The following is an 11,422-nucleotide window of genomic DNA, read 5'->3' on the forward strand; positions in this document are numbered from 1 at the left end:
AGCCATGAGCGACCTGAAAAAGATCATCATCGACGGTAACGAGATCGAAGTAGACGGGGCCATGACCCTGATCCAGGCCTGTGAACAGGCTGGGGTTGAAGTGCCGCGCTTCTGTTATCACGAACGTCTGTCGATTGCGGGCAACTGCCGGATGTGTCTGGTCGAGGTTGTGGGCGGCCCGCCGAAACCTGCCGCTTCTTGCGCGATGCAGGTCCGCGATCTGCGTCCCGGCAAGGATGGTGAACCGCCGGTGGTCAAAACCAATTCGCCCATGGTCAAAAAGGCCCGCGAAGGCGTGATGGAATTCCTGCTGATCAACCACCCGCTGGATTGCCCGATCTGCGATCAGGGCGGCGAATGTGATCTTCAGGATCAGGCGATGGCCTATGGCGTGGATTTCAGCCGTTTCCGCGAACCAAAGCGCGCGACCGACGATCTGAACCTCGGCCCGCTGGTTGAAACCCATATGACGCGCTGCATTTCCTGCACCCGCTGTGTGCGTTTCACCACCGAAGTGGCCGGCATCACCCAGATGGGCCAGACCGGACGCGGCGAAGATGCCGAAATCACCGCCTATCTTGGCGAAACGCTCGACAGCAACATGCAGGGCAATATCATCGACCTGTGCCCGGTTGGCGCGCTGGTGTCGAAACCCTATGCCTTTACCGCCCGCCCGTGGGAGCTGACCAAGACCGAAAGCATCGACGTGATGGATGCGCTGGGTTCCAACATCCGCGTCGATACCAAAGGCCGCGAAGTCATGCGGTTCCTGCCGCGCAACCATGACGGCGTGAACGAGGAATGGATTTCCGATAAAACACGCTTTGTGTGGGACGGTCTGCGCCGCCAACGGCTTGATAAGCCTTACATCCGTGACAATGGCAAACTGCGTCCCGCCACTTGGGGCGAGGCGCTGACCAAAGCCGCCGAGGCCCTGAAAGGGGCCAAGAAGGCCACTGGCCTTGTGGGTGATCTGGCCCCGGTTGAAGCCACTTATGCGCTGAAAAACCTGATCGAAGGTCTGGGCGGCAATGTCGAATGCCGGACCGACGGCGCGAAGCTGCCTGCTGGCAACCGTTCCGGCTATGTCGGGACCGCCGCGATTGAGGATATCGACAGCGCGGACATGATCCTGTTGATCGGCACAAACCCGCGGGAAGAATCGCCGGTGCTGAACGCCCGTATCCGCAAGGCCTGGGCGCGTGGCGCCAAGGTTGCGTTGATCGGCGAGGCGGTCGATCTGACGTTTGACTATACCCATCTGGGCACGGACCGGGCCACTTTGGCCAAGTTGGCCGAGATGGACCACTCCGACAAGGCAGACACCGCCGGGGTGATGATCATCGGCCAAGGCGCATTGCGCGAGGCCGACGGCGCCGCGGTGCTTGGCACAGCGATGAAAATGGCCGAAGCGGCCAGTTCCAAACTCATGGTGCTGCATACCGCCGCCGCGCGTGTCGGTGCGATGGATGTCGGCGCGGTGACCGAGGGTGGCATGGACGCGCTGGAAGGCACCGACGTGGTCTATAACCTTGGTGCAGATGAGATCGACATCGCCGAAGGACCGTTCGTGATCTATCAGGGGTCGCATGGCGACCGTGGCGCGCACCGCGCCGATGTGATCCTGCCGAGCGCCGCCTATACCGAGGAAAACGCGGTGTTCGTCAACACCGAGGGCCGCCCGCAACTGGCGCTGCGCGCCGGGTTTGCGCCGGGCGAGGCCAAGGAAAACTGGGCCATCCTGCGTGCGCTGTCGGGCGAGTTGGACAGCAAACTGCCGTATGATTCGCTGGCGCAACTGCGGACAAGCCTGATCAAGGACGTGCCGCATCTCGGCAATATTGACGACGTGCCGGAAAACAAATGGCAAGTGGTTGAACCCGGCAAACTGGGCGCTGCGGATTTCCGCAATGCGGTCAAGGATTACTGGCTGACCAACCCAATTGCCCGTGCCAGCCAGTTGATGGCCGAGCTGAGCGCCAATGCGAAGGCGCGCGGGGAGGCGAAGATTGCAGCGGAATGATCGACCACAAGCGGATATTGCCCCGGGCAGCAATTTTGCCCGCGATGGCGTTCGCCCTGATCGGATGCGAAATGTCTGAAGCGGCCAATGATATCCCGTTCGAGCCCGAATATCGTGGCATCGAAACCCGGCTGTTGGACGGCGATCTGGTGAATTTCCATGTGGAAATGGCCGGTGCGCGCGACGCCCAGGATGTGGCGGATTACGCGGAATGTGCTGCGGCGCAGTATACGCTGATCCGTGGATACGGATTTGCGCGACATCTGCGCACGAATACGCAAGTTGAGGCTGGCCTTTGGCGGGGTGATGCGGTTTACACCATCTCGCCGTCGCTGCCCGATGGATTGAAGACGATAGATGCCGAAGTCGTGGTGGCGAACTGCCGCGAACAACGCATTCCGACTGTGTGAGGGACCATGGCTGATTTCTTTTCGACTCCACTGGGAATTGGTGTTCTCATCCTCGCGCAGTGCCTTGCGGTGCTGGGCTTTGTGATGATTTCGCTGCTGTTCCTGGTTTACGGTGACCGCAAAATCTGGGCCGCGGTCCAAATGCGGCGCGGACCAAACGTTGTGGGGGCCTTTGGGCTTTTGCAATCGGTGGCGGATGCGCTGAAATATGTGGTCAAGGAAGTGGTGGTGCCCGCAGGTGCGGACAAGCCGGTGTTCTTCCTTGCGCCGATGGCCAGCTTTGTTCTGGCGGTGATTGCCTGGGCGGTGATCCCCTTTGCCGATGGTTGGGTCCTGTCGGACATCAACGTCGCCATTCTGTATGTCTTCGCCATGTCTTCGCTTGAGGTTTACGGCGTGATCATGGGCGGCTGGGCCTCGAACTCGAAATATCCTTTCCTGGGGTCGCTGCGCTCTGCGGCGCAGATGATTTCCTATGAGGTGTCGATCGGTCTGATCATCATCGGTGTGATCATCTCGACCGGGAGCATGAATTTTGGCGATATCGTCCAATCACAGGATGGCCGCTTTGGCTTCTTCTCCTGGTATTGGCTGCCGCACTTCCCGATGGTGTTCCTGTTCTTCATCTCCTGTCTGGCCGAAACAAACCGGCCGCCGTTCGACCTTCCCGAAGCGGAATCAGAGCTGGTGGCGGGCTATCAGGTGGAATATTCGGCCACGCCGTTCCTGTTGTTCATGGCCGGGGAATATATCGCCATCTTCCTGATGTGCGCCCTGACCTCGCTGCTGTTCTTTGGCGGTTGGCTGTCGCCCATTCCGGGGCTGCCGGACGGGGTGCTGTGGATGGTCGCGAAAATGGCGTTCTTCTTCTTCATCTTCGCGATGGTAAAGGCGATCACCCCGCGCTACCGCTATGACCAATTGATGCGTCTGGGCTGGAAAGTGTTCCTGCCGTTCAGCCTGGTTTGGGTGGTCTTTGTCGCCTTTGCTGCGAAATTCGGCTGGTTCTGGGGCGTCTATGCCCGCTGGGCCATTGGGGGCTGAGATGATTGATCTGAAAGCTGCCATTCTGGACGCGAAATACATCGACATGGTGTCGTTGGCTGATTTCGTGGTGCAGGATTGCGGGCTGCCGGACAGTGACGACGACGGCAACCCGCTGCCCCAACAGAACGAGGTCGCCGCCGCGATCTTTCGCTGGGCGGCGAAACAGGCCGAGACAACCAAACCAGCCGGGCCTGTCCCGGCAGACAACGACATGACGACCGGGGACACATCCAACATGATGACATCCCAATTTGAGCAAGGGAACTGACATGACCCAGATCGACTATGGCCGCGCGGCCAAATATTTCCTGCTCGCTGATTTTGTTCAGGGGTTCAAACTGGGGCTGAAGTATTTCTTTGCCCCAAAGGCGACCCTGAACTATCCGCATGAAAAAGGTCCGCTGTCGCCGCGTTTCCGTGGGGAACACGCCCTGCGCCGTTACCCCAATGGCGAAGAACGTTGCATTGCCTGCAAACTGTGCGAAGCGATTTGCCCGGCACAGGCGATTACCATTGATGCGGAACCCCGCGACGACGGCAGCCGCCGGACCACGCGGTATGATATCGACATGACCAAATGCATCTACTGCGGTTTCTGTCAGGAGGCGTGCCCGGTGGATGCGATTGTCGAGGGTCCGAATTTCGAATTCGCCACCGAGACCCGCGAAGAGCTGTTCTATGACAAGGACAAGCTGCTGGCCAATGGCGAGCGTTGGGAAGCCGAAATTGCGGCGAACCTCGAAGTGGACGCACCTTACAGATGAGCCTCGACGAACCACATAACAGCGACAGCTATGCCCGCGGCAAGACGCTTTCCGAAGCGGTCAATCCCGGTATGGAGGATGCTTTGAAGGCGCGGTATGACGCGCTGGTGCCCGGTTTGTCGCGGACCCTGGTGGATGTGGCTTATGGCCAATTCTATGCCCGCGGTGTGGTGGACGAAAAGACCCGGCTTCTGGCAACCATTGCGGCGCTTGCGGCGTTGGGTGGTCAGACCAAGCCGCAATTGAAGGTGAATATTGCCAGCGCCCGCGCGGTTGGTGCATCTCGTGAAGAGATTGCAGAAATCATCTTTCAGATGACGCTTTATGGTGGCTTTCCGGCGATGATCAATGCGCTGAACGCCGCTCTTGAGGTTTTCGAATCCGAGGAGGAAGCCACATGAGCGAAGGCAAGACACCGTTCGAATTGATGATGGAACAAGCCCAGGAAATGGCGAAGGCCTTTAACCCGGCGCTTGAGACATTTTCGCCCAAGGGGTTCGAGGCGATTTGGCCGACGATGCCCAAGGAAATGATGGAAATGGCCTTTGGCCGCGGAATTTCCAAAGAAGGGCTGGACGCCAAGACACGGTTGTTGTTGACCCTTGCGGGTCTGACGATGCAGGGCGCACAGGCCGACACACCGTTTCGCATGACCGTGCGCCACGCCCTTGCGGCGGGTGCCACCAAAGATGAAATTGCCGAGACCATCGCACAGATGTCGATGTTCGCAGGCCTTCCCGCCATGAATCGCGCCATGGAAATGGCCCGCGATGTCATGGTCGAAAATGAGGATGACGCATAATGGCCGTGTTCGCCTTTTACCTGTTTGCACTTAGCACCATCGCCGGGGGGCTGTTCACGGTGATCAGCCGCAACCCGGTGCATTCGGTGCTCTGGCTGATCCTGGCATTCCTGTCGTCCGCCGGATTGTTTGTCCTGCTGGGCGCGGAATTCGTCGCGATGCTGCTGATCATTGTCTATGTCGGCGCGGTGGCGGTGTTGTTCCTGTTCGTGGTGATGATGCTGGACATTGATTTCGCCGAGCTGAAGGCCGAAATGGCGCGCTATATGCCGTTGGCGCTGTTGATTGGTGTGATCCTGCTGATGCAATTCGCCATGGCTGTCGGGGCCTGGCAATACGCCGAAGTCGCCGAGAGCCTGCGGGCACAGGTGACACCGACGGATGTGCACAATACCCATGCTCTGGGCGTGATCCTTTATGACGATTACTTCCTGCTGTTCCAATTGTCGGGCCTGATCCTTTTGGTGGCGATGATTGGGGCGATCGTATTGACCCTGCGCCATCGTCAGGATGTGAAGCGTCAGAATGTGCTGGCGCAGATGTACCGCGATCCGGCGACGGCCATGGAATTGAAAGACGTCAAACCAGGGCAGGGGCTCTGATCATGGCGGACATGATTGCGCTGGCCCATGCCTTTTTTCTGAAGGTTGGGGTCCTCGGGTTTGCCGGGCTTTGGGTGTTGAAGGCGATGTTGGGGCTGGTGGCCCTGCGGTGGTTGCGTGCCTGGCGGCAACGGACCCCGAATTGAGATAACAACCCGTCCAACAAGGACGGGAGAGATGAAAGACCAAACGGGCAAAAGCCCAGAGGGACGACATGATCGGACTTGAACATTATCTGACGGTGGCGGCGACGCTTTTTGTCATTGGCATTTTCGGCCTCTTCCTGAACCGCAAGAACGTGATCATTCTGCTCATGTCGATTGAGCTGATGCTCTTGGCTGTGAATATCAACCTGGTCGCCTTTTCGACCCATCTTGGTGATCTGGTCGGGCAGGTGTTCACGCTGTTTGTGTTGACGGTGGCCGCAGCCGAAGCGGCGATTGGCCTTGCCATCCTCGTTTGTTTCTTCCGCAACCGCGGCACCATTGCCGTCGAAGACGTCAACGTGATGAAGGGCTGAGACCATGGAAAGCATCATTCTCTTTGCCCCGCTGGTCGGGGCGCTGATTGCCGGGTTCGGCTGGAAGCTGATCGGCGAACGCGGCGCGATGTGGATTACCACCGGCCTGCTGTTCACGGCCTGCGCCTTTTCCTGGATTGTCTTCCTGACCCATGGCCCGGAAACCCAGCACATTCAGATCCTGCGCTGGATCGAAAGCGGCTCGCTGTCGACCGATTGGTCGATCCGGTTGGACCGGCTGACGTCCATCATGTTGATTGTGGTCACCACCGTGTCCTCGCTCGTTCACCTCTACAGCTTTGGCTACATGGCGCATGATCCGCAGTGGAAAGATGGCGAAAGCTACAAACCGCGTTTCTTCGCCTATCTGTCGTTCTTTACCTTCGCCATGCTGATGCTGGTGACATCCGACAACCTGGTTCAGATGTTCTTTGGCTGGGAAGGTGTGGGCGTTGCTTCCTACCTGTTGATCGGGTTCTATTATCGCAAGCCCTCGGCCAATGCCGCCGCGATCAAGGCCTTTGTGGTCAACCGGGTTGGTGACTTTGGTTTTGCGCTCGGGATCTTTGGTCTGTTCTTCCTGACAGATTCAATCCGGTTTGATGATATCTTTGCCGCCGCTCCGTCCTTGGTGGATGTTCAGATCACCTTCCTGTGGCGCGAATGGAATGCGGCCAATCTGATTGCCTTCCTGCTGTTTGTCGGCGCGATGGGCAAATCGGCCCAGCTGTTCCTGCACACCTGGTTGCCGGACGCGATGGAAGGTCCGACACCTGTTTCGGCCCTGATCCACGCCGCGACCATGGTAACCGCGGGTGTGTTCCTTGTGTGCCGCATGTCGCCGTTGATGGAATATGCCCCGGAAACGATGGCCTTTGTCACGTTCCTTGGCGCGTCCACGGCCTTTGTCGCGGCGACCATCGGTCTGGTGCAAAACGACATCAAACGCGTGATCGCCTATTCGACCATGTCGCAGCTGGGCTATATGTTCGTGGCGGCCGGGGTCGGGGTTTATTCGGTGGCGATGTTCCACCTGTTCACCCACGCGTTTTTCAAGGCGATGTTGTTCCTTGGCGCCGGTTCGGTGATCCACGCGATGCATCACGAACAAGACATGCGCAATTACGGCAACCTGCGCAAAAAGATCCCCTATACTTTCTGGGCGATGATGATCGGCACTTTGGCGATCACCGGCGTTGGCATTCCGCTGACCCACATCGGTTTCGCAGGCTTCCTGTCGAAGGATGCGGTGATCGAAAGCGCCTATGCGGGCACTCAGGGCGGATTTGCCTTCTGGGCGCTGGTTGTGGCGGCATTGTTCACCAGCTTCTACAGCTGGCGGCTGATGTTCCTGACCTTCTATGGCAAGCAGCGTGGCGACAAACACACCCACGAACATGCGCATGAAAGCCCGATGGTCATGCTGGTGCCGCTTGGTGTGCTGGCGACGGGATCGGTGCTTGCGGGCATGATCTGGTATGGGTCTTTCTTTGGCGATCATGACCGGGTGAACAAATTCTTTGGTATTCCTGCCCATCACGCAGAGATGGATGCCGGACATGGCGAAGATACCGGTCACGACGATGCCACGGATCACGCGGCTGCCGACGATGGCCACGCCGAAGAAGCGGCGCATGCCGCCGATGAGGCGCATGGCGACGCGGCAGATGCCGGGCATGATGTGGCCGGAGAGGCGCCGCAGGGCGCGATCTTTATCCACCCGGACAACCATGTCATGGACGACGCGCACCACGCGCCGACTTGGGTCAAAATCTCGCCCTTCATCGCGATGTTGATCGGTTTTGCCACGGCATTCTGGTTCTATATCGTCGATCCAACGGTGCCGGTCCGACTGGCCGAGCAGCAGCGGCCGCTCTACCAGTTCCTGTTGAACAAATGGTACTTCGACGAGATCTATGACTTCCTGTTCATCCAACCGGCCAAGGCCGTCGGCCGTTTCCTGTGGAAACGCGGCGATGAAAACACGATTGACGGCACCATCAATGGTGTCTCGATGGGACTTATCCCGTTCTTCACCCGTCTCGCCGGCCGTTTCCAGTCCGGTTACATTTTCAGCTACGCCTTTGCCATGGTGATCGGGATCGCGATCCTTGTCACATGGATGTCGATCGGCGGAGGAGCGCACTGATGGATAACCTTCTTTCCATTGTCACTTTCATCCCGGCTTTGGGCGCGCTGATCCTTGGGGTGTTCCTGCGCGGCGAGGATGCTGCGGCCAATCGCAACGCCAAATGGCTGGCCTTGATCGCCACGGCGGCGACATTCCTGATCTCGCTGTTTATTCTGGCGCAGTTCGATCCCAGCAACACCGGCTTTCAATTCGTCGAAGAAGGCGAATGGCTGTTGGGCCTGAAGTACAAGATGGGTGTGGATGGCATTTCGGTGCTGTTTGTTCTGCTCACCACCTTCATCATGCCGCTGTGTATTGCTGCCAGCTGGAATATCAGCACGCGGGTCAAGGAATACATGATTGCCTTCCTGCTGCTGGAAACGCTGATGCTCGGCGTGTTCATGGCGCTGGATATCGTGCTGTTCTATCTGTTCTTTGAGGCCGGTCTGATCCCGATGTTCTTGATCATCGGTATCTGGGGCGGGAAGAACCGGATCTACGCCAGCTTCAAATTCTTCCTCTACACCTTCATCGGTTCGGTTCTGATGCTGGTGGCGATGGTTGTGATGTTCTATCAGGCCGGCACCACCGACATTCCGACGCTGATGCGGCATGAATTCGGGTCTGAGGATTTCTCAGTCCTGGGTATCCACATCGTCGGCGGGGCACAGACGTTGATGTTCCTGGCCTTTTTTGCCAGCTTCGCGGTCAAAATGCCGATGTGGCCGTTCCACACCTGGTTGCCCGACGCCCACGTTCAGGCCCCGACGGCTGGTTCGGTTGTTCTGGCGGCGATCCTGTTGAAAATGGGCGGCTACGGCTTCTTGCGGTTCAGCCTTCCCATGTTCCCGGTCGGGGCGGATGTCATGGCGCCGCTGGTGCTGTGGATGTCGGCGATTGCGATTGTCTATACCTCGCTGGTGGCACTGGTGCAGGAAGACATGAAGAAGCTGATTGCCTATTCGTCGGTCGCCCACATGGGCTATGTGACTGCGGGTATCTTTGCTGCCAATCAACAGGGCATCGACGGCGCGATCTTTCAGATGGTCAGCCACGGCTTCATCTCTGGCGCGCTGTTCCTGTGTGTCGGTGTGATCTATGACCGGATGCACACGCGGGACATCGACGCCTATGGCGGGTTGGTGAACCGGATGCCGGCCTATGCGCTGATCTTCATGTTGTTCACCATGGCCAACGTCGGCCTGCCGGGCACATCGGGTTTCGTTGGTGAATTCCTGACCTTGATGGGCATTTTCCAGGTCAACACCTGGGTGGCCGCGATTGCCACATCCGGTGTGATCCTGTCGGCGGCCTATGCGCTGTGGCTCTATCGTCGGGTTGTCATGGGCGGGTTGATCAAGGAAAGCCTGCGTTCCATCACTGACATGAACAGCCGCGAACGCGCGATCTTTGCGCCGCTTGTGGTGATGACCATTCTGCTGGGGGTTTACCCGGCATTGGTCACCGACATCATCGGGCCCTCGGTCGAGGCGCTTGTTTCCAACTACCAGACGGCGCTGGCCGCATCGAGTGATGCGGTTCAGGTTGCCGGACATTAAGGGAGCCGGAGCATGATCCAGGCTGATCTGACTATCATCCTCCCCGAGATCATCATCGCGGTCTTTGCGATGTTGGCGCTGGTCCTGGCGGTCTATACCACCAAGGACAAGATGGCCGGCCTGCTGACCTGGGCCACCGCAGCCTTGTTTGTGGTTGTGGCGTTCTGGATCGGCACTTCGGGCGGCGGCACACATCTGGCCTTTGGCGGCATGTTCATCGACGATGGATTTTCCCGCTTCGCCAAGGTGACGATCCTGTTGTCCGCGGCTGCGGTCCTGGTGATGAGCCAGGGGTATATGGCGGCACGTGGGTTCCTGAAATTCGAATATCCGCTGCTCATTGCGCTGGCCACGGTTGGCATGATGATGATGGTGTCGGCGGGCGATTTGATGTCGCTTTACATGGGGTTGGAGCTTCAATCCCTTGCACTTTATGTTGTGGCCGCACTGCGCCGCGACTCGATCAAATCGACCGAAGCCGGGTTGAAGTATTTTGTGCTGGGCGCGCTGTCGTCCGGGCTACTTCTGTATGGCGCTTCGTTGACCTATGGCTTTGCGGGCACCACGCAATTTGCGGGCATCATTCAGGCCGCGTCGGGCGAAGTGTCGCTTGGGCTGTTGTTCGGTCTGGTGTTCCTGATTTCCGGTCTGGCGTTCAAAGTGTCGGCGGTGCCGTTCCACATGTGGACGCCTGACGTCTACGAAGGTTCGCCCACGCCGGTCACAGCGTTCTTTGCCACAGCCCCGAAAGTGGCGGCAATGGGCCTGTTTGCGCGGGTGTTGCATGATGCCTTTGGTGGCGTCACCAGCGACTGGCAACAGATCATTGCGCTGCTGTCGGTGCTGTCGATGTTCCTGGGCGCGGTTGCCGCGATTGGCCAGCGTAACATCAAGCGGCTGATGGCCTATTCGTCGATTGCACATATGGGTTATGCGCTGATGGGGCTGGCGTCGGGCACGGTCTTTGGCGTGCAGGCGATGCTGATCTACATGGCGATCTATGTGACGATGAATGTCGGCACCTTTGCCTTCATCATGTCGATGCAAAAAGATGGCCAGCCGGTGGTGTCGATTGACAGCCTGCATCTGTATTCGAAACGCGAACCGGGCAAGGCATTGGCCATGTTGGTTCTGCTGTTCTCGCTTGCGGGTGTGCCGCCGATGGTGGGTTTCTTTGGTAAATTCTATGTGCTGCGTGCGGCGGTTGAGGGCGGATTGGTCTGGCTGGCGGTTGCCGGTGTGATCGCCTCGGTGATTGGTGCGTTCTATTACCTGCGGATCGTGTTCTATATGTATTTCGGCGAAGAACGGGACGAGGTTCTGGACCGTGGCGGATCGCCGATCCTGTATGGGTTCCTGATGGCGTCGGCGGCGGCGATGCTGCTGGGGGTCGTCAACCTGTTTGGTATTGAATCCGTGGCACAGGCTGCGGCGGCGACACTTGTCAACTGATCTGGGTGACAGGTCACCATGCGGGGCCGCGGGGGGGGGGGGGGCCCCCCCCCCCCCCCGGCGGGGGCGCCCAAAAACGAGTTTTATAAAAAAAAAAAGAGGGGGGGGAGTA

General features: G+C 58.5%; 13 protein-coding genes. All 13 read left to right on the forward strand.

All coding sequences use genetic code 11. From position 1 onward, the window contains the following. The first annotated feature begins 4 nt into the window (after window positions 1-4). The 13 genes from nuoG (at window position 5) to nuoN (ending at window position 11,310) form a co-directional block, all read left to right on the forward strand. Entirely contained in the window at window positions 5-2,023 is a 2,019-nt protein-coding gene (gene nuoG, locus Q4577_RS20945; RefSeq protein WP_303470000.1) for an NADH-quinone oxidoreductase subunit NuoG, read from the forward strand. Window positions 2,024-2,094: 71 nt separating this feature from the next. Beyond that, the gene (locus Q4577_RS20950; protein ID WP_303469998.1) at window positions 2,095-2,433 is read left to right on the forward strand and encodes a hypothetical protein; all 339 of its coding nucleotides are present in this window, start codon (window positions 2,095-2,097) and stop codon (window positions 2,431-2,433) included. A gap of 6 nt (window positions 2,434-2,439) precedes the next feature. Continuing rightward, window positions 2,440-3,477: an NADH-quinone oxidoreductase subunit NuoH gene (nuoH, locus tag Q4577_RS20955; RefSeq protein ID WP_244687462.1), complete on the forward strand. Its 1,038-nt coding sequence runs from the start codon at window positions 2,440-2,442 to the stop codon at window positions 3,475-3,477. A gap of 1 nt (window position 3,478) precedes the next feature. Beyond that, window positions 3,479-3,748 (forward strand): hypothetical protein, encoded by a 270-nt coding sequence (locus Q4577_RS20960; protein WP_303469996.1) that lies wholly within the window; start codon window positions 3,479-3,481, stop codon window positions 3,746-3,748. A gap of 1 nt (window position 3,749) precedes the next feature. Continuing rightward, on the forward strand, window positions 3,750-4,244 hold the full coding sequence (gene nuoI / locus Q4577_RS20965; RefSeq protein WP_244687458.1) for an NADH-quinone oxidoreductase subunit NuoI: 495 nt from the start codon (window positions 3,750-3,752) through the stop codon (window positions 4,242-4,244). Continuing rightward, the gene (locus Q4577_RS20970; RefSeq protein ID WP_244687455.1) at window positions 4,241-4,645 is read left to right on the forward strand and encodes a carboxymuconolactone decarboxylase family protein; all 405 of its coding nucleotides are present in this window, start codon (window positions 4,241-4,243) and stop codon (window positions 4,643-4,645) included. The genes nuoI and Q4577_RS20970 overlap by 4 nt, the downstream gene beginning before the upstream one ends. Further along, entirely contained in the window at window positions 4,642-5,046 is a 405-nt protein-coding gene (locus tag Q4577_RS20975; protein WP_244687453.1) for a carboxymuconolactone decarboxylase family protein, read from the forward strand. The genes Q4577_RS20970 and Q4577_RS20975 overlap by 4 nt, the downstream gene beginning before the upstream one ends. After that, window positions 5,046-5,648, forward strand: coding sequence for an NADH-quinone oxidoreductase subunit J (locus Q4577_RS20980; protein WP_244687450.1), 603 nt, complete (start codon window positions 5,046-5,048; stop codon window positions 5,646-5,648). Before Q4577_RS20975 ends, Q4577_RS20980 begins: the two co-directional genes overlap by 1 nt. A gap of 2 nt (window positions 5,649-5,650) precedes the next feature. Beyond that, window positions 5,651-5,794: a hypothetical protein gene (locus Q4577_RS20985; RefSeq protein ID WP_244687448.1), complete on the forward strand. Its 144-nt coding sequence runs from the start codon at window positions 5,651-5,653 to the stop codon at window positions 5,792-5,794. 68 nt (window positions 5,795-5,862) lie between these two features. After that, window positions 5,863-6,168: an NADH-quinone oxidoreductase subunit NuoK gene (gene nuoK, locus Q4577_RS20990; RefSeq protein ID WP_244687446.1), complete on the forward strand. Its 306-nt coding sequence runs from the start codon at window positions 5,863-5,865 to the stop codon at window positions 6,166-6,168. A 4-nt stretch (window positions 6,169-6,172) separates the two neighbouring features. Next, window positions 6,173-8,317, forward strand: coding sequence for an NADH-quinone oxidoreductase subunit L (nuoL, locus tag Q4577_RS20995; protein WP_303469993.1), 2,145 nt, complete (start codon window positions 6,173-6,175; stop codon window positions 8,315-8,317). Continuing rightward, complete coding sequence (locus tag Q4577_RS21000; protein WP_303469992.1) at window positions 8,317-9,858, forward strand: NADH-quinone oxidoreductase subunit M; 1,542 nt, start codon at window positions 8,317-8,319, stop codon at window positions 9,856-9,858. The genes nuoL and Q4577_RS21000 overlap by 1 nt, the downstream gene beginning before the upstream one ends. A 12-nt stretch (window positions 9,859-9,870) precedes the next feature. Further along, window positions 9,871-11,310, forward strand: coding sequence for an NADH-quinone oxidoreductase subunit NuoN (gene nuoN / locus Q4577_RS21005; RefSeq protein WP_303469991.1), 1,440 nt, complete (start codon window positions 9,871-9,873; stop codon window positions 11,308-11,310). Window positions 11,311-11,422 lie beyond the last annotated feature (112 nt).

The organism is Marinovum sp. 2_MG-2023 (assembly GCF_030548265.1).
Taxonomy (GTDB): Bacteria; Pseudomonadota; Alphaproteobacteria; order Rhodobacterales; family Rhodobacteraceae; genus Marinovum.